This window comes from Pseudomonas sp. 4CAES_32.4 (genome assembly GCF_058136335.1).
This window is the reverse complement of record NZ_CM176882.1, coordinates 4,742,207-4,762,460: the sequence shown is the minus strand read 5'-3', so window position 1 is coordinate 4,762,460 and position 20,254 is coordinate 4,742,207. Positions and strand designations below refer to the sequence as shown.

Genomic DNA, 20,254 nt, shown 5'->3' with positions numbered 1-20,254 from the left:
AGCTGCCGCAGGCTCGGGCCGCGTTCGGACGATCTTTTGATTTTGTTTTTAAAGACAAGATCAAAAGATCGTCCGAATGCGGCCCGAGCCTTCGGCAGCTCCTACAAGGGAAGGTGTTTCAGTGAGGGTTAGAGGAACATGCCCCCAGAAGCCTCAACCCGCTGACCATTGATCCACTGCGCCCCCGGTGACAGCAACAACGCCAATGCCCCGCCAATATCATCCGGCTGACCGGCGCGACCCAGTGCGGTGTTGTCGGCGACCATCGCATTGACCGCCGCATTGTCGCGAACAGTCCCGCCACCAAAGTCGGTTTCAATCGCACCCGGCGCCAGGGTGTTCACAGCAATCTGCCGCGCGCCCAGTTCTTTCGCCTGATAGCGGGTCAGCACTTCAATCGCGCCTTTCATCGCCGCGTAAGCGCTGGCGCCCGGGATGGTGAAACGGGCCAGGCCGCTGGAGATGTTGATGATCCGGCCGCCGTCGTTGATCAGTGGCAGCAGTTGTTGAGTCAGGAAGAACGGCCCTTTGAAATGCACGTTCATCAGCATGTCGAATTGCTCAACGCTGGTCTCGGCGAAACTCACGTGCAGACCGACTCCGGCGTTGTTGATCAGGAAATCGAAACGCTGGCGGTCGAAGGTCTGCTGCAACGCCTGTACAACCCGAGCGCCGAAATCGGCAAAGCTGTCGCTGCGGCCGACATCCAGTTGCAGCATCACGGCTTTGGAGCCGAGTTTTTCCAGTTCCACAACCAGCGCCTGGGCCTCATCGGCGCGGCTGTGATAAGTGCCGATGATGTCGACGCCTTGAGCGGCGAGGTGCAGGGCGGCGTTTTTGCCCAGGCCACGGCTGGCGCCAGTGATCAATGCAATTTTGCGATTCATGCAGGCTTCCTCGATTGCGTTGAGTGGTGATGGGACTCAGTTTATTTATCCGCCGAGAGGTGATAAACAGACTGAAATCGGAATCACTGATCGGCTCAGCCGAACAATCAAAGGCCTGCCATGAACAAACTGGAACTGCTGCGCACCTTCGTCCGGGTCAGCGAGCTGTCGAGTTTCACCCTCGCCGGAGAAAGCCTCGGCCTGCCGCGCTCCACTGTTTCCGAGCATGTGCAAGCACTGGAAGCGCTGCTCGGCACGCGCCTGCTGCAACGCACCACGCGCAAGGTGCAGGCGACGCAGGACGGTTTGGTGTTGTACGAACGCAGCAAGGATCTGCTCTCGCACATGGACGAGATCGAAGGCTTGTTTCGTCAGGATGAAGCGTCATTGACCGGGCGGATTCGGGTCGACATGCCGAACATTCTCGCGCGACGTCTGATCATGCCGCGTCTGCCGCAGTTCATGGAGCGCCACCCGAACCTGGAACTGGAAATCAGCAGCACCGACCGCCGCGTCGATCTGCTCAGCGAGGGTTTCGATTGCGTGGTGCGCATCGGCGCGCAGCCGGATCAATCGGTGGTGGCGCGTCACTTGGGCGACTTCCCGATGATCAACTGCGCCAGCCCGGCGTACCTCGAACGCTACGGCGTGCCGCAGACGCTGGAGGATCTGGCGCAGCATCGGTTGGTGCATTACGTCGGCGTATTGGGTTCGCGATCGGAAGGCTTTGTGTACGAGGAGGGCGGGCAGGTGAAACGCTTGCCCATGGCTGGCAGCATTACTGTCAACAGCACTGACGCATACGAGTCGGCGTGCCTCGGCGGCTTCGGTCTTACTCAGGTGCCGCGCACCGGCATGCAACCGCATCTGGAGACGGGCGAACTGGTAACGGTGTTGCCGCAGTTCACGGCGCCGGCGATGGGGATTTCATTGTTGTATGCCCGGCAACGGCATTTGCCATTGCGGGTGCGCGTGTTCATGGATTGGCTTGGCGATGTAATTCGATCCACTCTCTGAACCTGAACACCGGTCAAAACTGTGGGAGCTAGCCCTGCTGGCGATTGCGGTGTGTCAGGCACTAACAGTGTCAACTGACAGGTTGCAATCACTAGCAGGGCGAGCTCCCACAGGGGATTTGTGGAGGGTCAGAAAATCTGGGTGAACAGCCAATAGAGGCTGCCCGACAGCAGGATCGCCGCTGGCAATGTCAGCACCCACGCCATCAGCAAATTGCGGATGGTCTTCATCTGCAACCCGCCGCCATTGGCGACCATGGTTCCGGCGACACCTGACGACAACACATGGGTCGTCGACACTGGCAAACCAAACATGTCCGCCGCGCCAATGGTCAGCATCGCCACGGTTTCCGCCGAGGCTCCTTGCGCATAAGTGAGATGCGTCTTGCCGATCTTCTCGCCCACCGTCACCACAATCCGCTTCCAGCCAACCATGGTGCCGAGCCCCAGCGCGATGGCCACGGCGATCTTCACCCACAACGGAATGAACCGCGTGGCGTTGTCGATCTGTTGTTTGAACAGTTGCAGCTTGCTGCTGGTGTCGGCGTCGAAATTGCCGACCTTGTTCTTGTCCATCAGGCGAATACTTTCGCTGGCCAGGTACATGTCGTTACGCACGTTGCCCATGGCCTCAGCCGGGACTTTCGCCAGCGAACCGTAGCCACGGACTTCTTCACCAATGTGCCCGGTAAGGGCGGCGAGGGCGGGGATCAGTTGCGGCGTGGCTTCCTTGCTGCGCACGTAATCGGAGAGGATCGGACGCGGATCGGCCGGCGCCGGCTGCGGTGCACTTTTCACCAACGCTTGCTGGGTGACTTGCGCCACTGCGGCGAACTGCAGGGATTGTTCTTCGGGCATGGTGCGGTTCAAGGCGTACGCCATCGGCAGTGTGCCGACCAGAATCAACATGATCAGGCCCATGCCTTTCTGCCCGTCGTTGGAGCCGTGAGCGAAGGACACACCAGTGCATGTGGCGATCAGCAAACCGCGAATCCACCATGGCGGCGGGGTATTGCCTTCCGGCGCCTTGTACAGCGAACGATTCTTCACGAAGGCACGCAGCGCCAGCAGCAACAGCGCCGCGCAGCCGAAGCCCACCAGTGGCGACAACAGCAAGGCGTAACCGATCTTGGTGGCTTGCGCCCAGTCGACACCACTGGTGCCGTCGCGACCGTGCATCAAGGCATTGGCGACGCCGACGCCGATGATCGAACCGATCAACGTGTGCGAGGACGAGGCCGGCAAACCCAGCCACCAGGTGCCGAGGTTCCACAGGATCGCCGCGATCAACAGGGCGAAGATCATCGCGAAACCGGCTGACGAGCCGACCTGCAAAATCAACTCCACCGGCAGCAGAGCGATGATGCCGAACGCCACTGCGCCGCTCGAAAGCAGCACACCGAGAAAGTTGAAAAAACCCGACCAGACCACGGCGACATTCGGCGGCAGCGAGTGGGTGTAAATCACCGTCGCCACGGCGTTGGCGGTGTCGTGGAAACCGTTGACGAATTCAAAGCCCAGCGCAATCAACAGCGCCACGCCGAGCAGCAGGAACGGCGTCCACGTGGTGACCACCGTGCCGAGTTCGTGCATGTCGTGCATCAGGCTGTAGGCGGTGAACAGCATTCCCATCGCCAGCACGGCGAAAAAAATCACGTAGGTGAACGGGCCGGTTTTCTTGTCCAGCGCCGGCCTGCCGCTGGCGGCGGAGGCGGGGCTGGCGGTCAGGGAGGGAGTAGCCATGAGCGGACAATCCTGAGCGAGGGAAGGAATGTCGCCCATGATCATTGCAGAATGTTACAGAGAGACTGCGGCAGATCAGTGTTTGCTTTATTAGCCCAACCGCTGATCCGAAGACTGAAAAAGATCCAATGTGGGAGCTGGCTTGCCAGCGATGGCGGACTGACAGTCAACATTGATGTCGGCTAATCTGACGCTATCGCCAGCAGGGCTGGCTCCCACAGGGATTTGTGGTGGTAGTGCATCCGTGATCAGTAATCGCCGCGCTTGCGAAACGCCCAACGCCCGGCAATCACGGTAAACGTCGCCACCAGCGCGACCAATATCCAAAACCCTTCCGGATCCTGCGACAACGGCACGCCGCCGACATTCATCCCGAAAAAACCGGCAATGATATTGATCGGCAGCGCCAGCACCGTGACCACGGTCAGGGTAAACAGCGTGCGGTTGCTCTGTTCGTTGAGGTTGGCGGCGATCTCTTCCTGCAACAACTTGATTCGTTCACCGAGGGCAGTGAGGTCGTTGATGATCAGCGCAAACTCCTCGGTGGATTTGCGCAGCTCCTTGACGTCCTCCTTCTGCAACCACGGCGGCGGCCGATTGAGCAGGCGCAGCAGCGACCCCGGCTCCAGCGCCAGCAACCGTTGCAAACGCACCAGCACGCGGCGGTTGGCACCGAGTTCGGCGCGGTTGGTCGACAACCGCGAGGAGAGCAATTCATCTTCGACCTGGTCAACGCTCAGGCTGGTTTTGCGCACGATCTGCGTGAGTACTTCGCCCTGATCGCGCAGCAGGTGCACGAGCAATTCCGAGGGCGAACGAAAGCGCTCACCGGCCTTCACCGACGAACGCAATTTATCCACCGAGTGCAGCGGTTGCAGGCGTGCACTGACAATCAGCTTGCTGCGCACGCAGACCCACAGCGTCGACACGTCCGACGAGACCATGCTGCTGAGGTTGAACACCACGTCGTTGACCACCGCCAGCAACGCCGAGTCGACGTGCTCGATACGCGTCGACCGCGAGCCTTCGTGCAGCGCCTCGAAAAACTCTTCGGGCAATTGCAGATGACTTTTCATCCAGCGCTCGCACGCCGCGTGCGCAAGATTGAGGTGCAGCCAGAGAAATTCACCGCTGTCATTGTCGTCCTGCAAACAGCGCAACGCAGTCGCCGAATCAACTTCCCGGCCACGCTCGCCGGGCAGAAAACGAAAGCCGTAGAGCAAGCCAAACAGGTCAGGATCGCGATGGCTGATATCGAGGCTGTGGTTCATGAAGGCTCGCTGCGAAGAGGGCGGCTGGCGCGGGAATTTCAGGTTCACCTGAGCGGCATCATCGCAATGTCACATGACGCTTGTGTGACAGCAAAATGACGTCAAATCAACGCATTACCGGCGGTCGGCGGATTCTCAAGAAGCGCTCTGGCGCGCCGATCCCAGGTGAGTTAGCTTGCGCGCCATTGGCCTTGAGCCAAGGTTCGCCGACAGGGAAGTCCGGCTATTTTTCACGCTCGATTCGGGCGTGCCTCATCCCTGTCTTGAGTACGTGCGATGCTGCAAAAATCCCTGAGAGCGCAAATTCTCGCCCTGCTGAGCGGCAGTCTGCTGGCGATGCTATTGATCGCGTTGGCCTGTTTTCATTTCCTCTCCAACGGCGTGCAAAGCTACAGCCAGTTGATCGCCGGTCCCTTGCACACTTCGCAACTGATCGACGAAGCCAACCTGCAATTCAAAGTGCAGGTGCAGGAATGGAAAAACGTCCTGCTGCGCGGCAAGCAGCCAGCGGATCTGAGCAAATACTGGGGGCAGTTCGAAGACCGCCAGCGCGATGTGCAGAATATTCTCGGTGAACTGGCCGGTCAGAAAGGCATTGAGCCGAGCCTGAAGTCGCGCATCGAACGCCTGCGCGAAGAACACCGTCAATTGGGCAGCGCCTATCAGAAGGGCCGCGATGCCTATGTGGTCGCCGGTGGCGATCCGACGGCGGGCGACGCGGCAGTCAAAGGTGTCGACCGCGCCGCCAGCGATCAGATGAGTGAACTGGTCGCCGAACTGCGCAAACAGGGTAACGATCAGTCTTTGTTGATCAGTGCCGAGGCCGACCGCACCGTGTTGTTCGGCTTGCTGGTGATGCTCGCGTCGGGTCTGTTGATCGGGCTGTTGAGCCTGTGGCTGATCAATCGCAATTTGGTCGAGCCGATCCGCAAACTGATTGATTACGTGACCCAGTTGAGTCGCGGCAAACTGGCCGAGCGTGTGGTCAGCGAGCGTCAGGATGAGCTGGGCAACCTCGCCGCAGCGGCCAACACCCTGCGCGATTTCCTCGCTGAAACCTTCACCCGATTGCAGCGCAGCGCCAGTGATCTGGACAGCGCCAGCTGCGAATTGAACGCGATTGCCACGACCATGGCCGGCGGCACTAACGAGCAGTTCAACCGCACCGATCAGGTGGCCACGGCGATGAACGAAATGTCCGCCACCGCCCAGGAAGTGGCGCGTCACGCCGCCGATGCCGCGCGAGCTGCGGACGATGCCGATCAGTCCGCCCAGCAGGGCGAGAAAGTCATGCAGAGCACCATCCACTCGATCACCCAGATGCGTGGCGAAATCGCCAACACTGCGACGGTGATTCGTCGTCTCGAAGCCGACAGTGGCCGTATCGGCAAAGTGCTGGAAGTGATTCGCGGAATCGCTGAACAAACCAATCTGCTGGCGCTCAACGCCGCGATTGAAGCAGCGCGCGCCGGTGAGGCCGGGCGTGGTTTTGCCGTGGTCGCTGACGAGGTGCGCAATCTCGCACAGCGCACCGCCGAGTCGATCATCGAGATCAACCAGATCATCCAGAACGTGCAGACCGGTGCGGTCGATGCGGCGCAAGCCATCGAAAGCGGTCAGTCGCGCAGTGATGAAAGCGTCGAGCAAGTGACCCTGGCCGGCGCGATGCTGGAGCGCATTACCCATGCGGTAGAGGCGATTCGCGACATGAACCGTCAGATCGCCACCGCTGCCGAAGAGCAGACCTCGGTGGCCGAAGACATCTCGCGCAACCTGACCGAAATCACCTCGATTGCCAGCACTAACCTCGACAATGTGCAGCGCACTGAAAGCGCCAGCCAGAATTTGCACGGTTTGTCCGGGCAACTGAACGAAGTCACAGCGCGCCTGAGCGCCTGACACGATTGAGCATGTACCGGTTCGGATACCGAGTCGGTACACAGTCGATCTCAATTACCCGCGGCCGTGGTCGATGACCGGTTATCTATAACCGGCATTGGAGCCTTTCCATGGTCAGCATCACGTCTGTTTCGATCAATCAGACCGTCACCACACCCACCAGCAAAACCGCGATCACCGACGTCGGTGACGACAGCTCAACCAGCGCAACCGCCAGCACGGGTGTAGCGGCCGACACCAGCAAAGTTGCCGCAGGTGGCGGCGCAGCGCCGGCCGGTGACAGCGATTCCAGCAGTGAAGAATCGGATTCGGTGAAGGAACTGCGCAAGCAGATCGCCGAGCTGCAGAAGCAGTTGCAGGAAGAGCAACAGGCATTGCAAGCGGCGCAGGCGAAGCAGGAAAACTCGGATGCCAAAGCGACTGAAGTAGCGGCGGCACAAGCGCAGATCACCGCCACCTCGGCCTCCCTGTCCACCGCCACCGCCTCGCTATTGCAGGCATTGCAGGATTCCGACAGCAGCACCTCCGGCTCGCTGGTCAGCACCTCGGTCTAAGAAACTCCCCAGTAGATTGGCCACGCTGCAAAATTTTCGACTGGCAAAAAAACCTGTGGGAGCTGGCTTGCCAGCGAATGCGTCGGCACATCCAGCATGGATGTGTCAGGCCTATCGCAATCGCGGGCAAGCCCGCTCCCACAGGGTTTCAGGTTGTTCTTCAGACATGAAAAAGCCGCACGATCTTTCAATCGTGCGGCTTTTGAGGGTGCGGTCAATCAAGTGTCTTGCTTGTCGCTCAGCACTTTGCCGGTGGTGGCGTCGAAGTCGACATCGAATTCAGTGCCATCGGCCATACGCAGTTCAACTTCATACTCATAACCATTGAAGTGGTTATCCAGGTCGGTGTCAGTAATGGTCGTACCGGGATGCAGTTTCAGCGCTTCGGCGTTCATCGATTCCAGCGACTTGATCTTGCCTTCCTTGACCAGTTGCGGGATCTGGTCAACGCGAACATCAGCCTGGGCCAGGCCAGCGGTAAGAGTCAGGGCAGCGGCGGTAAACAGGGCAGTCAAAGTTTTCATCGGTTCATTCCTTGGTTGATTCGTTTAAGTGGCCTCAGGTTAACCAGCGCAACTTAACTCACCCTTAAAACGCCAAACCCAAACAAAACGGGCAAACCCCGCACCTGCACAGAACCTGTGGGAGCGTGGCTTGCCCGCGATGAAGGCGCCTCGATTTGAGATCAGAAACCGTTGTTCTTCAACAACTGATCAACACTGGCGGACGCCGGGCGTTTATAGAACTTCAACAATTCGCTGGCGCGGTTGGTGAAGATGCCATCGACACCGGCGACCATGACTTTCTCGAAGTCCACCGGCTCGTCGGCGGTATAAACATGAACCAACATGCCCTGATCGTGGGTGTACTTGTTCATCCACGGTTGCACCAGATCCGAATAGCTTTGATCGCCGTCATGGGTCAGCTTCGCCGAAGGGCCGGTGCCAATTGCACCCTTGGCTTTGGCGTAATCCACCCATTGCTTGAATTCAGCTTCGGATTTCGGCTCTTGTTTACCGTAGAAAACGTTCTTGTCCTTCTCGCCGGACTCGGCAAACGTCACTTTCGATTTCGGCTCGATGCTGCCGGCGCCGACCCACAGCAACAGGATCTTCGGCACTTGCGGCATTTCCTTTTGCAGCAGTTCGAGGCTGTTTTTCTCGAAGGTCTGCAGGATCACCTTGCCTTTGCCCTGACCGACGCCCAGTGCACTTTTTGCCAGTTTCGAACCGGCCGGGCTGAGCCAGCCGCGATCCTGCAGCTTTTCTTTCAGGTCATGTTCGATGCCCGGGAACAGTTGCGGCTCTTTGGTCTCGATGTACAGGCCTGGCTTGTGTTGCGGGTTGGCCTGGGCGATGTCGATGATTTCATCGAGGGTGAGAATTTTCAGCCCCGCGTAGGACGGACGCGCGCGATCCGGGTACTTGCTGTTGAACCAACTGCCGGCGTCGAGGGTTTTCAGTTCGGCCATGGTGAAAGCGGTGGCCGGGCTGTCCTTGCGCTCAGGGAACTTGGTGGCGACGTCCGTGGTGCGTTGCAGGTTGTCGTCGTGCAGGGCGAACAGCACGCCGTCCTTGCTGCGCTGCAAATCCATTTCCAGATAGTCAGCACCCAGATCACGCGCCAGTTTGTAGGAGGCGGCGGTGGATTCCGGGGCATCGAACGACGCGCCACGGTGGGCGATCACCGCCGGGTGCGGAATGCCATGCGCCGCGGCGACGGCTTCGGGATCCGTCTGAGTGGCGGCGTGCGCCTGACCGAGGCCGAGCAGCAGACTCAGTACCAGAGCGCTTTTGGTGAAAGTGGCGGGCATGTTCGAGTTCCTTTCGCAGGGCATTTTCAAAGACGTACCTTTTAACAACTGAATCGCTTGCGTGCTATCGCCAGACCGACATAAACGTATTAAAAGCGAATTTTCCTACGCATTTGTGGCGCCGTTTGCAGTACGCTTGCCCTCGGCAGACGCCCCGGCAGAGGGCGCGCCGTTCCGTTGCCCTGCGTGTAAACCATCGATCATTTTTTCGTGAGGTTTACCATGCGCATCACCTCTCAACTCATCTGCCAGGCAGCCGACGACCTCAAGGGTTTTGTCGGTCTCAACCGCAAAACCGGCCAGTACATCGTGCGTTTCAGCGAAGATTCGTTCGGCATGGACGTGGCCGATGACGGCATTATTCCTGTGAATGAATTCGTCTGGGCCCCGGCCACGGAACAGACGATGACGCTTAAACGCGCGTTGATTCAGTTGTTGCTGGACCAGAATATCGATGACCGGATCAACGTCACCGAGCCGTTGCGCGTTTATATGAGCAAAGTTGAAGTGCCGGAGATTGAGGCGGTGCGGAGTTTGGTGCGGGGCTGACATTTTTTTGTGGTTGTACCGGCCCCATCGCTGGCAAGTCGAATCGTCGCACCGCAGCTCCCACAGGTTATGCGTTGCTCTGAAGATCACATCGTACCTGTGGGAGCTGGCTTGCCAGCGATGGGGCCGGTGAGTTCATCACCAACATCACTGCCCGAACCGATACTCACGCTCAACCCGGCAAACCCGCGTATGAAACGCCGAATACCACTCCGAGCGCCCACGCGCTTGAATCAACCGATGCTCCGGGTTCTGCCGCCACGCCAGAATCGCCGCCTCGCTCTCCCAATACGACACCGTGATCCCGACGCCATCGGCCCCGCGAACCGACTCCACACCAAGAAACCCCGGTTGTTCACTCACCAACGCAGCCATGCGCTCAGCCGCCTCGGCATAACCGTTATCACCTTCGGTCCGGCTCGAAGTGAAAATCACCGCATAGCAAGACGTCATCAACGTGGCTCCGCACAAGCTTCGACAAACGCCCGAACCAGCGGCGGCATCAGCCCTTTGAGCGCGGCGCGTTCCGGCTGGAACAACGTGGCGACAAAAAATGGATGATCCTTGAGTTCGATCGCTCGTAAATCTCCCGCTGAATCATGCCCCACCGCTTGTAGCCGATCGTTCAATAACTCACGTTCGAACTGTGGATTCACACCGAAGCGGCAGCGATAGCCTTCACTAATCTGCGACGTTTCGTACGCCTTGGCGATCAATGAGCCGGGCAGCAGATGAATAATGTCCACAGCCTCGACCAGTGAGCACGTCAGCGGCGTGAGTACCGCGCGTTCAGAGTCGGGCGATGTTTCACCGTGTTCCGCATCCACCCATCCCAACACGTTGCGGGAAAACTCCAGCACCGCATGTTGAAAACCGCCGCAGGTGCCGAGGAAAGGGCGCTGTTGTTCGCGGGCAAAACGAATGGCGCGCAGGGCGCCGTCTTCACTTTTGTAGGGACTGGCGGGCACACACCAGAAACCGTCGAAATCTTTCAGCGATGTTTCCGCGTGGATCTGCTCGGTGGCCAGCCATTCGAATTGCACCGTTTGACCGAGGTGTTCGGCGACCAGCCCGAGGGCAACAGGAATGGCCCGGTGCGCAGTGACGTGCGGGTCGTAATCGCCGATCAGGGCAATACGAATGCTGCGATTTTTCATAGCGGTTCCCTGCACTTGTTGAATGAAGGGGCTCACTATAGATTGGCGTTCACGCACTCAATATTGGCGTTTGCCCAAGTGATCAATGCAGCAACGCACTATCAGCTCGATTACCCGGACCTGGCCCTGATCCTCGCGTTGGTGCGCGGCGGCTCTCTGGCCCGGGCTTCGCAGCTGCTCAAGGTCGACGTTTCCACGGTGTTCCGCGCCGTGCGCCGGCTCGAAGCCGCCGTCGGTCAGCAACTGTTCGAAAAGAGCCGCGCCGGCTACTTGCCGACGACGCTGGCGCAAACGCTGGCCGAGCAGGCCGAACGCGCTGAACAGGCATTGGAAGCGGCGCGGATTGGCGTGGAGCAGGGCGGCGAAGTGGTCAGCGGCACGGTGCGGCTGACCTGCACCGATTCGGTGTTGCAAGGTTTGTTGCTGCCGGCATTGGCGCAGTTCATGCCCAAGTACCCGGCACTCACCATCGAGTTGAGCACTTCCAACGATTTCGCCAACCTCAGTCGTCGCGATGCCGACATCGCTTTGCGTCTGACGCGTACACCGCCCGAGCACTTGGTCGGACGGCAACTGGCGAAGATCTCTTACCGGGTGTGCGCCAGTGCGCGTTATCTACAGAACGTTGATCCATCGGATCTGAGCGCACTGACCTGGATCGCCCCGGACGACTTTCTGCCCGATCACCCGACCATCGCCTGGCGCCGGCAACACTTGCCCGGCGTAACGCCAGGTTATCGCTGCAACAGCATGTTATCGGTCACGGAATTGGTGCGCGCCGGCCTCGGCGTGGCGGCGTTGCCGGACTTTCTGATTACGGATGGTTTACTAGCCTTGAGCGAACCCTTGCACGGCTACGACACCGCGCTGTGGCTGCTGACCCGCCCGGACTGCCGGGCGCTGCGTTCGGTGGTGACGTTGTTCGATGAATTGGGGCGGGCGTTGCGCTTGCTGTGATCGGCGTTGTGGCGGCTGGCCTCTTCGCGGGCAAGCCCGCTCCCACAGAGATCGAGTCGAATACACATTTTGTGTACGACAAATAAACCAGTGGCAGCGAGCCTGCTTGCGAAGGCAACGACGCGGTCGACCTGTGTTTAACCCGGCGTCCGCTCATTGGCAAACATGCTCACCGCATCCACCGCTTCACTGGCGCCATCCCGAATCTGCAAAATCACCGTCCCCGCCTGATTCGCCAACTCGACCCCTTCCGCAGCGCGTCCCCGAGTACCTTCCATGCTCTTGATCGCCTGGCGAGTCTCGCTCTGGATCAGGCCGATCATGCTGGAAATTTCCGCCGTCGAACCACTGGTGCGCGCCGCCAGTTGCCGCACTTCATCGGCGACCACGGCGAAGCCGCGACCCTGTTCGCCGGCGCGGGCAGCTTCAATGGCCGCGTTGAGCGCGAGCAGATTGGTCTGGTCGGCAATCGCGCGGATGGTATTGACGATGGCAGTGATCTGTTCGGAGCGTTCGCCAAGCTGTGCAATCAATGTTGAAGACTCGGCAATGTCTTCGGCGATGTCGCGCATTTCGCTTGCGGCTTGCTGGATAACCTGGGTGCCTTGTTCGGCGACTTTTCGCGTCGCCACGGAGATGTGATAAGCGGCGCTGGCACTGCGCGCATCCTGCTCATGCTGCTCGACACGAGCGGTGACATCCGAGGCGAACTTCACCACTTTGCACAAGCGTCCGGCGGCGTCATACACCGGGTTGTAGTTGGCTTCGAGCCACACCGTTTGCCCGCGTTTATCCACGCGCTCGAACTGACCCTGGAACAGCTCGCCCTGGTTCAGGCGGCGCCAGAAATCCTCATAGGCACTGCTGTTGACCAATGCTGGCGTGCAGAACAAGCGGTGATGTTTGCCTTTCAGCTCGGCGAGGGTGTAACCCATGCGCGTCAGAAAATTCTGATTCGCCGTGAGAATACTGCCGTCGAGGTTGAACTCGATCACCGCCATCGCCCGATCGATGGCCTGCAACTTGGCGTTGGCCTCACTTTCCTGCTGTACCTTGGCAGTCACGTCCATGGCGTACTTGACCACCTTCACCACGCGGCCCGAGGCATCCTTGATCGGGTTGTAACTGGCTTCAAGCCAGATTGGCTGACCCTTACCGTCGACCCGTTCAAACGTCCCGGACTGAAACTGGCCGTTTTTCAGGCGCGACCACAAATCGGTGTACTGAGCACTGCGCCCGAATTCCGGCGTGCAAAAGCGCCGATGGGGCTGGCCGATCGCTTGTTCGGCGGTGTAACCCATGGTCTTGAGGAAGTTGTCGTTGGCACGCAACACCACGCCATCGAGGTTGAACTCAATCACCGCCATCGAGCGATTGATCGCATCTAGCAGGCCGTTTTGCTCGGTAATGGTGTGCTGGAGATCGTCGAGGGCGGACTTGTGGCGATTGAAGAACATGTTCAGTGCTCGGGAAGTAGGGAAGATCGAGGATTCAGTCCCTATTCCGGCGCTGACAGACCGAATGTGCGGATGACATTCGGCGATGACTGCTCAATACCATCATTCCTTGGGTGGCAGATGGCTACTTATACAAAACTTCAGAAACTTGTACAAGAAAGTAAATATTTGTAATTTTGTATAACTTTTCAGGCGCCGGCGTTGTCCGTCGCGGCCCGACCCAAGGCGACACTGATGGTGTTGCGGCCCGTGTGTTTGGCGGTGTAGAGCGCTTTGTCGGCATCGTCCAGCCAATCGAGCGCGTCCTTGTACGAGGTTTGATACCGCGCCAGACCGATACTCAGGCTCACTCGCAATGCTGGCACCTGCGGATGACGGTATTGCAGCAATGCCTCGCGCAATTGCTCCATCAAGGCTTCGGCCTTGTTCAGCGGCAGCGTCGGCAGGATCACGCAGAACTCGTCGCCGCCGTAGCGGCCGGCCAACTCGTATTGATCAAGTTGATGTTTGAGGTCTGTACTCAATTGCCGCAGCACTTCATCGCCGACGATGTGCCCGAAGCTGTCGTTGATGTCCTTGAAGTGATCGATGTCGATCAACGCCAGCGTGGCCTGGGTGTTGTGCTGGCGGCACTGTTGAAACTTCAAGTGCAGCAGGTCTTTCCAGGCGCCGTGGTTGAGCAGCCCTGTCAGGCTGTCGGTTTGACTCAGCGCACTGAGGGCGCGTTTGTGTTGCGAGAGTTTGATCGCCAGGCGATAGCAGACCATGCCCAAGGCCAATGGATACAGGGTGAGCATCGGCAGACAGGCCCAGACTTGTGTCTGCGTCATGCTGAGGCTGAAGTTGAAACCGAAGATCGACCAGCCCAGCAGCACGCCGGCGAGTTGGGCGAGGGCGCCGAACACGAACAATCGATAGCCACCGGCAGCGACATTGTTCATGGTCATCATCGACAGGATGGTCACGGTGGTCAGCGGATTGAACTGAAAACTCGCCGCCCAGAAACCCCCGCACAGCGAGTCGTACAAGAGGTTGCGGCGTTCCGCCTGATACGGGAAAGCCGAACGGGTCGAGATCTGATAAGCCAGATGTGGCCACGCAAAGCCGTTGAACAGCAACAGCGCCCACACCCAACCGGGCATGTTCAGCGGATACAACGCGGCGCCGACGCTGAAGAAACCAATCCCCAGACCGATGGCCCGTGGCAGGTAGATGCGTCGGGCGAATGACAAGCCTTTGCCGCGTTGGTTTTCCATGATGCCCTGCACGAAATTCATCCTGAAATACTTTGCGGTATTTTTCTCAGGTCGACCGTCCGTCGGTCGATTGTCGGACATTGTCATTTATTCCAACGGGAATAATCAGTGTCCTTCCGAGCCATTTAATCGCTGGCTCGCGCAGCAGAGAGGCGTTTTAGAGCTGGTAGTGCGCCAAAAACATCTCCAGCGCCGATTCGGCCACGGTGTTCTGCATTTCCGCATCCAAAGCGGCGCGGCCCATCGACATCTGCGGCCAGAAACCAAAGGTCTTGAGCAAGCCTTGCACTTGATGCGCGGCGAATTCCGGATCAACCGGTTTCAGTCGACCGTCGGCCTGCGCGGCGCGAATCCACACGGTCAGGCCTTCTTCGCGCTCGCCCATACGCTCGACCATGTTTTGCGCGCGCTCAGGCGAATGAATGGTCGCGGCAATCGCCACCCGCGCCAAGGTCAGGAAGTTTTCGTCGGCCATCATCTGCACCTTGGCCTGCAACATCTGCCGCAATTGCTCGCGCAAGGGTTGTTCACGGTTGTAGATGACCGCCGGCTCGGCGCTGATCCGTGTCCACAACTGGTTGAGAATTTCGGCGAACAACTCTTCCTTGCTGGGAAAATGGTTGTACACCGTACGCTTCGACACATCGGCCGTCGCGGCGATCTTGTCCATGCTGGTGATCTCGAATCCGTTGGCACGGAACTCGGCAATCGCCGCCTGGATGATGGCTTCGCGTTTACGGTCGGTGAGACGCTGTGGAGCTGTCATAAGTACGCTTCGGCAGGGAAAGGGTGAAATTACACTTGGCAGTTTACTTGTCATCCGCTTTGATGCAACCTAGAAACTACACCGCCCAGTGTAATGTTGCGTTAATCCTCGCAACCTAAAAAACAGAAGTTCGGCCTGTGCGTGCAGCTTTGGCCATTTATCGTTCCACCTCGGAAAGCCGTGAATTCCCCGGTTTTCCTGGAGTCATTCAGTCATGGCCAATCCAGTCCCTTCTCCGGATAACACTTCCACGCCTGAAGCCTCTCGACAGGATCAAGGGCTGTTCCGCAATCACGCGCCAGTGCAACGCGAAGGCCTGCGCAAGATGCTGCGGATCATGTGGAACATGATCTTCCACAAACCGCGCAACACCCGCCCGGCGGCGGCAATCCCGGTGCAAGCGTTGACTCGCGGAGACCTGCTGGCGGCGCCAAACTTCAGCGTCTATCGCCTCGGTCACTCGACGCTGCTGCTCAAGTTGCGCGACAAATTCTTCATCACCGACCCGGTCTTCGCTGAGCGTGCTTCGCCGGTGCAATGGGCCGGGCCGAAACGCTTCCACCAGCCACCGATCAGCATCAATCAGTTGCCGCCAATTGAAGCGGTGATCCTCTCACACAACCACTACGACCACCTCGATTACGCGGCTGTGCTCAAACTCGCGGCCAAGACCACTTACTTCCTGACCCCGCTGGGCGTCGGCGACACCCTGATCAAATGGGGCGTCGACGCCAGCAAAGTCCGCCAGTACGACTGGTGGCAAGGTACCGAAATCGCCGGCATCCGTTTCGTTGCCACGCCATCGCAACACTTCTCCGGCCGTGGCCTGTTCGACGGCAACAGCACGCTGTGGGCGTCGTGGGTGATGATCGACGCTGACACGCGAATCTTCTTCAGCGGCGACAGTGGTTATTTCGACGGCTTCAAACGCATCGGCGAACAGTACGGCCCGTTCGACCTGACCCTGATGGAAACCGGCGCCTACAACGTCGAATGGCCGCATGTGCACATGCAACCGGAACAAACCCTGCAAGCGCACATCGACCTCAAAGGGCGCTGGCTTTTCCCGATCCACAACGGCACGTTCGATCTGGCGATGCATGCGTGGCACGAACCGTTCGACCGTATCCTCGCGTTGGCTTGGGAGCGGAGCATTTCCATTACCACGCCGCAAATGGGTGAGGCGTTTAACATCGCTCAACCGCAACGCGGTGAGGCGTGGTGGTTGGCGGTTGAAGGGGAGAGTGAGGGCGTTGTGCAGAGCGCTTGATCAGATGAAGGCGGTTCGCGCCTAAGGGGGCGAACCGGTTGCTCCAGAAACAAGCCCTGAAATCTTACGACTGTATTCAGCCATAGTAGTAACCGACACTTCTGGAAATTTTCCCCGAAGTAATTGCTGCAGGTTCTCCAGAGGTATTCCCAGTCTTTGTGCGGCTTCAGATTCACTGATGTCGGTGGACTTGATGTGCGAGGCCAACTTTGTCGCGTACTCGAACTTGGTCAGCATTTAGTCTGCATGCTCAAGCTCTAAATCTTGATAAACATTGCCAGTGCTTTCTTCTATCTCGCTCATGTTCTTATTCAGCCATCGCAAAATCCCCACGCTCCATCGCTTCTGACGACGCGCCCTGCACACTCGCACTACGCCCCGGCGCAAACCCGGGAAAGAACACCAACCCCTGCGCTTCGAACCGATAAGCCAAAGCTAGCCGCGCCGCATCCGCCACGTCCTGCTGACCTTCAAACCGTTGAATGTCTTCAACCGAAACCTCAGCCTCCCGCGACAGCTGTTCCACGCTCCAGCCCAGCATTGCTCGGGCCTGGACACAGTGCGTCGGGGTGAACTGGAAAAGGGCAATGCGTTCGAGGATGTGGTTCATCGCAAGAGAGGCCATGGTGTGCTCCGGGCTCAAGAGTGCTGATTGAAAATGTACTGTGTTTTTGTACAGTTGTTTTCGACCGGGATCAAATGCAATTTTCGATTTGCCCTAGTTCGACGCCTGCAACCAGACGGACGGTGCCAGACCCAGCACGCGCCGAAACATCGTTGAGAACGCCGCCGGGCTCTCGTAACCGAAGTCCACAGCGATCCGCGTCACCGCCTCGCCCGCCGCCAGCCTGGCCAGCGCGAGCACCACACAGGCACGCTGGCGCCACTGGCTGAAACTCAGCCCGGTCTGTTGGCGGAACAGCCGATTGAAGGTGCGCAAGCTTACGTGCAACTGATCCGCCCATTGCTGCGGTGTTTGATGTGCATTGGGTTGATGCAGAAAGCTCTGACACAGCACGAGCAGTTTTCCGTCAGCCGGCAACGGAATGTGCAAGGGCAGGGGCGCACTGCGCGCCAGTTCATGCAGAAGCAAATCGATCAACACGCCATCGCGACCCGCCTCGTCATAAGCCAACGGCAACTCCACCGCTTCCATCAACAACTGCCTTAGCAATGGCGACACACTGATCACTTGGCAATGCTCACCCAGATCCACCGCACCCGGTTCGATGTACACGCTGCGCGTGCTGACCCCGAGCATCAACACCTGATGCGCCACCCCCGGCGGAATCCATACCGCTCGCTGCGGCGGCACCACCCAGTTGCCGTCATGGGTGCTGACCTGCATCACCCCGGTCGCGCCGTACAACAACTGCGCCCGACGATGCGTATGAAACGGCAACAGATATCCGTGGGAATAATCCGTGCCGATCGCCACTACCGCGCGCGGTGTGTCATCCAGCGAGTTGATCGAAACATTGCGCATCAAGCGACTTCCCACGGTTGGCGTAAATGCAAACATTATTGGCCGGCTTGCTGAGGCAGGCCAACCCATGCCGCTCTATCTTCGCTCGCTTCCCACCTGCGGACGACCCAAAATGTTTTACCTCCTGCTAACACTTTTCGGTTGCATGACCGGCATCACCGCCGTGCTGTTCGGCTTCGGCGGCGGCTTCGTCGTCGTGCCGCTGCTCTACCGGCTGCTCACCGCCAGCCACGGCACCGACGACCCGATCGGCCAATCGGCGATGCACATTGCCGTCGCTACCTCGACCTGCGTGATGATCGTCAACGCCCTGATCGCCACCGACAAACACCGTCGCGCCGGCAACCTCATCTGCCATTACCTGTGGCCATTGGGTGGGTTTATTGCAATCGGCTCAGTGATCGGCGCGATAGCAGCGGTGGGGGTCAGTGGCGAGGTGATTCGCTACGCGTTCATCGCCTACCTCGGCGTGACCATTGTCGACTGCTTGCTCAGACGCGGCTTCCTCACTCAGAACGCAAACGTCATCCCACGCCGACTCGGTGATACGGAAACTTCCGCAGGTGGTGTAGGTATCGGCGCCATCGCGACGTTTCTCGGCGTAGGAGGCAGCGTCATGACCGTGCCGCTGTTGCGTCGTTGCGGACTGAGCATGTCGCAAGCGACGTCCATGGCCAATCCGCTGAGCGTGCCGGTGGCATTGGCTGGAACGTTGACGTACATGGCGCTGGCCGGATTCAGTCAGGCTGAGTTGGGCGCCTGGTTTGTCGGGTACGTGGATTTGCTGGCGTTTGCGCTGCTGACGCTGGGGTCGTTGTTGGGGATCAGAATTGCGACGCCGTGGATTGGGCGGATTCCGGATCGGGTGCATGCTTGGGTCTATATTGGTTTGTTGATCATTGTGATGCTGAGCATTTCACTCAAGTGAGTGGGGGCTCGGCTCCGTTCGTAATCAAGCAGTGGAGGGGGATATGTCGATTTCCGAGAGTGATTGGAAAAAGTACAAGGAGCTGCGCAAGTTGGCGCTGGATCGTTTTTGCCAAGGTGTTCTGGCAGAGACCCAAATCGTCGCTAAAAACAAGACTCTCTCAGCTCACGCGCGCTACCTGACACTGTATCGCCTTGTTCGCAGTCGAGATAAAGACATGGCGGATGTATTTGATCAGCGAATGAGCCGTTCAAACGTGTGGCTGCCATTGTTTATGATGGTCGCGCGTGACTTGCTGACTGACGAGGAATTGTCCGGCCTCAGCGAAGCGCAGCGTGAGAGGATTTCGGAAGCCGTGCGTCAGCCTTACCAAATTGAATGGGCGGAAGAAATCACAAACGATGACTGAGCGTTGTCCTCCAGAATTTACTAGAGAACCAGGATGTTGATCTTCAATTGCTCCGAAGCTGCCAGCAAATTCTTCAGTCGTGTTCACAAGGGTAAAAAGATCACGCCAGTGGACGATAAGCCGCCGACCGCAGTGATCGAAAATGATGAAGTGGGCAACTCCAGCGAGCAGTGGCTGGTGCACGCAATCTCCGTCCAGCGCAAACATGTGTTGCTCGTCATTCATGTGCAAACCCGTTATTGCATGATCCTGGCCGATGCCAAAAAGGCCGATGCTGAAGGGTTCGTCGCTGGACTTGTTGAACGCTGGCACGAAGGTTTGATACGCGATGCGATCAACCATGACTTCATGCAATGGGTTGATGCGGGAATTCTGTCGGATCGTTTTGAAAAAGCCTGCGCTGAACGACAGTTCTATCGTCGCAGCCATCGCGGAGCCCAAAAACACATTGAACAAATTGCCTGGTTTTTCCAGGATTGCGCTGCCGAGTGGGGCTGTTTATCGCAGGGCGAACGTGCGGCTATCGGGTTCGATGCGCAGATGAACAGTCAACTTAGAAACAGCAAGGGGCGCAAGGATTACTTCAGGCCAGATGAAGAAATGGTCGCCCACTGGCTACGCCGATATTGCGCTGTCGATGACGTAGAAGTTCAGGCTGCGATGGTCCGACGCAAGAAGGCTGAGCGAGAGATCCGTGCTTTCGTGGGCGGACTGCAAATGGATTGATCGTGCAATGAAGCTCGATTCCGCAACAACTCCTCGCCATAATCCTCCGCGAATTTATCCGCGCCGGCCCTCAAGTGCCGGCGCGGCCTCTGCCTCTTTCAAGGAACGAT

Annotated in this window: 21 protein-coding genes and 3 pseudogenes; 10 read left to right on the top strand and 14 right to left on the bottom strand. The window is 58.5% G+C overall.

Annotation, left to right across the window (positions count from 1 at the left end; genetic code table 11):
- Positions 1–128 precede the first annotated feature (128 nt).
- Positions 129–887, bottom strand: a complete 759-nt coding sequence (locus AC3Y64_RS21405; protein ID WP_489985168.1) for an SDR family NAD(P)-dependent oxidoreductase — start codon at positions 885–887, stop codon at positions 129–131.
- Positions 888–1,007: 120 nt separating this feature from the next.
- Between AC3Y64_RS21405 and AC3Y64_RS21400 the strand changes: the two genes are divergently transcribed.
- On the top strand, positions 1,008–1,904 hold the full coding sequence (locus AC3Y64_RS21400) for a LysR family transcriptional regulator (RefSeq protein WP_489985167.1): 897 nt from the start codon (positions 1,008–1,010) through the stop codon (positions 1,902–1,904).
- A gap of 128 nt (positions 1,905–2,032) precedes the next feature.
- Here AC3Y64_RS21400 and AC3Y64_RS21395 read toward each other — a convergent pair whose 3' ends face one another.
- Both AC3Y64_RS21395 and AC3Y64_RS21390 read right to left on the bottom strand, forming a co-directional pair.
- Complete coding sequence (locus tag AC3Y64_RS21395) at positions 2,033–3,646, bottom strand: inorganic phosphate transporter (protein WP_158957610.1); 1,614 nt, start codon at positions 3,644–3,646, stop codon at positions 2,033–2,035.
- Positions 3,647–3,894: 248 nt separating this feature from the next.
- A complete protein-coding gene (locus tag AC3Y64_RS21390) occupies positions 3,895–4,917 on the bottom strand; it encodes a transporter (protein ID WP_008084903.1) in 1,023 nt (340 codons plus the stop codon).
- 276 nt (positions 4,918–5,193) lie between these two features.
- On the opposite strand from AC3Y64_RS21390, the pseudogene AC3Y64_RS21385 reads away from it, so the two are divergent.
- The 3 genes and pseudogenes from AC3Y64_RS21385 to AC3Y64_RS21375 form a co-directional block, all read left to right on the top strand.
- Positions 5,194–5,883: pseudogene (locus AC3Y64_RS21385) on the top strand (methyl-accepting chemotaxis protein); the annotation flags it as partial.
- A gap of 165 nt (positions 5,884–6,048) precedes the next feature.
- Positions 6,049–6,816: a methyl-accepting chemotaxis protein gene (locus AC3Y64_RS21380; RefSeq protein ID WP_489988016.1), complete on the top strand. Its 768-nt coding sequence runs from the start codon at positions 6,049–6,051 to the stop codon at positions 6,814–6,816.
- 110 nt (positions 6,817–6,926) lie between these two features.
- Positions 6,927–7,370: a hypothetical protein gene (locus AC3Y64_RS21375; RefSeq protein ID WP_489985166.1), complete on the top strand. Its 444-nt coding sequence runs from the start codon at positions 6,927–6,929 to the stop codon at positions 7,368–7,370.
- Positions 7,371–7,588: 218 nt separating this feature from the next.
- On the opposite strand, the gene AC3Y64_RS21370 is transcribed toward AC3Y64_RS21375, so the two are convergent.
- Together AC3Y64_RS21370 and AC3Y64_RS21365 are read right to left on the bottom strand one after the other, a co-directional pair.
- Complete coding sequence (locus tag AC3Y64_RS21370) at positions 7,589–7,894, bottom strand: PepSY domain-containing protein (RefSeq protein ID WP_489985165.1); 306 nt, start codon at positions 7,892–7,894, stop codon at positions 7,589–7,591.
- Positions 7,895–8,055: 161 nt separating this feature from the next.
- Entirely contained in the window at positions 8,056–9,183 is a 1,128-nt protein-coding gene (locus AC3Y64_RS21365; RefSeq protein ID WP_489985164.1) for a glycerophosphodiester phosphodiesterase, read from the bottom strand.
- Positions 9,184–9,405: 222 nt separating this feature from the next.
- On the opposite strand from AC3Y64_RS21365, the gene AC3Y64_RS21360 reads away from it, so the two are divergent.
- Entirely contained in the window at positions 9,406–9,732 is a 327-nt protein-coding gene (locus tag AC3Y64_RS21360) for a DUF2025 family protein (RefSeq protein WP_489985163.1), read from the top strand.
- Positions 9,733–9,879: 147 nt separating this feature from the next.
- On the opposite strand, the gene AC3Y64_RS21355 is transcribed toward AC3Y64_RS21360, so the two are convergent.
- Both AC3Y64_RS21355 and AC3Y64_RS21350 read right to left on the bottom strand, forming a co-directional pair.
- The gene (locus AC3Y64_RS21355; protein WP_489985162.1) at positions 9,880–10,185 is read right to left on the bottom strand and encodes an antibiotic biosynthesis monooxygenase family protein; all 306 of its coding nucleotides are present in this window, start codon (positions 10,183–10,185) and stop codon (positions 9,880–9,882) included.
- A complete protein-coding gene (locus tag AC3Y64_RS21350; protein ID WP_489985161.1) occupies positions 10,185–10,889 on the bottom strand; it encodes a CTP synthase C-terminal region-related (seleno)protein in 705 nt (234 codons plus the stop codon). Before AC3Y64_RS21350 ends, AC3Y64_RS21355 begins: the two co-directional genes overlap by 1 nt.
- 15 nt (positions 10,890–10,904) lie before the next feature.
- Here AC3Y64_RS21350 and AC3Y64_RS21345 point away from each other — a divergent pair, with 15 nt between their 5' ends.
- Positions 10,905–11,846, top strand: coding sequence for a LysR family transcriptional regulator (locus tag AC3Y64_RS21345; RefSeq protein ID WP_489985160.1), 942 nt, complete (start codon positions 10,905–10,907; stop codon positions 11,844–11,846).
- A 137-nt stretch (positions 11,847–11,983) separates the two neighbouring features.
- Here AC3Y64_RS21345 and AC3Y64_RS21340 read toward each other — a convergent pair.
- From AC3Y64_RS21340 to AC3Y64_RS21325, 4 genes and pseudogenes are all read right to left on the bottom strand, one after another.
- Positions 11,984–12,421, bottom strand: a pseudogene (locus tag AC3Y64_RS21340) (methyl-accepting chemotaxis protein); the annotation flags it as partial.
- Between the two features lie 108 nt (positions 12,422–12,529).
- A pseudogene (locus tag AC3Y64_RS21335) lies at positions 12,530–13,213 on the bottom strand (PAS domain-containing protein); the annotation flags it as partial.
- Between the two features lie 278 nt (positions 13,214–13,491).
- Complete coding sequence (locus AC3Y64_RS21330) at positions 13,492–14,559, bottom strand: diguanylate cyclase (RefSeq protein ID WP_489988015.1); 1,068 nt, start codon at positions 14,557–14,559, stop codon at positions 13,492–13,494.
- Between the two features lie 157 nt (positions 14,560–14,716).
- Entirely contained in the window at positions 14,717–15,325 is a 609-nt protein-coding gene (locus AC3Y64_RS21325) for a TetR/AcrR family transcriptional regulator (RefSeq protein WP_489985159.1), read from the bottom strand.
- Between the two features lie 214 nt (positions 15,326–15,539).
- Between AC3Y64_RS21325 and AC3Y64_RS21320 the strand changes: the two genes are divergently transcribed.
- A complete protein-coding gene (locus tag AC3Y64_RS21320) occupies positions 15,540–16,595 on the top strand; it encodes an MBL fold metallo-hydrolase (RefSeq protein WP_489985158.1) in 1,056 nt (351 codons plus the stop codon).
- 21 nt (positions 16,596–16,616) lie between these two features.
- Here AC3Y64_RS21320 and AC3Y64_RS21315 read toward each other — a convergent pair whose 3' ends face one another.
- From AC3Y64_RS21315 to AC3Y64_RS21305, 3 genes are all read right to left on the bottom strand, one after another.
- The gene (locus AC3Y64_RS21315) at positions 16,617–16,832 is read right to left on the bottom strand and encodes an XRE family transcriptional regulator (protein ID WP_489985157.1); all 216 of its coding nucleotides are present in this window, start codon (positions 16,830–16,832) and stop codon (positions 16,617–16,619) included.
- A 70-nt stretch (positions 16,833–16,902) separates the two neighbouring features.
- Positions 16,903–17,220, bottom strand: coding sequence for a helix-turn-helix domain-containing protein (locus AC3Y64_RS21310; protein WP_489985156.1), 318 nt, complete (start codon positions 17,218–17,220; stop codon positions 16,903–16,905).
- Between the two features lie 93 nt (positions 17,221–17,313).
- The gene (locus AC3Y64_RS21305) at positions 17,314–18,081 is read right to left on the bottom strand and encodes an AraC family transcriptional regulator (protein WP_489985155.1); all 768 of its coding nucleotides are present in this window, start codon (positions 18,079–18,081) and stop codon (positions 17,314–17,316) included.
- Positions 18,082–18,193: 112 nt separating this feature from the next.
- Here AC3Y64_RS21305 and AC3Y64_RS21300 point away from each other — a divergent pair, with 112 nt between their 5' ends.
- The 3 genes from AC3Y64_RS21300 to AC3Y64_RS21290 are packed head-to-tail and all read left to right on the top strand — an operon-like array spanning position 18,194 to position 20,144.
- Positions 18,194–19,009, top strand: coding sequence for a sulfite exporter TauE/SafE family protein (locus AC3Y64_RS21300; protein ID WP_489985154.1), 816 nt, complete (start codon positions 18,194–18,196; stop codon positions 19,007–19,009).
- 43 nt (positions 19,010–19,052) lie between these two features.
- Positions 19,053–19,418, top strand: coding sequence for a hypothetical protein (locus AC3Y64_RS21295; RefSeq protein WP_158957642.1), 366 nt, complete (start codon positions 19,053–19,055; stop codon positions 19,416–19,418).
- Positions 19,419–19,451: 33 nt separating this feature from the next.
- Positions 19,452–20,144, top strand: coding sequence for a DUF6933 domain-containing protein (locus AC3Y64_RS21290; protein ID WP_489985153.1), 693 nt, complete (start codon positions 19,452–19,454; stop codon positions 20,142–20,144).
- The last annotated feature ends 110 nt before the right edge of the window (positions 20,145–20,254 follow it).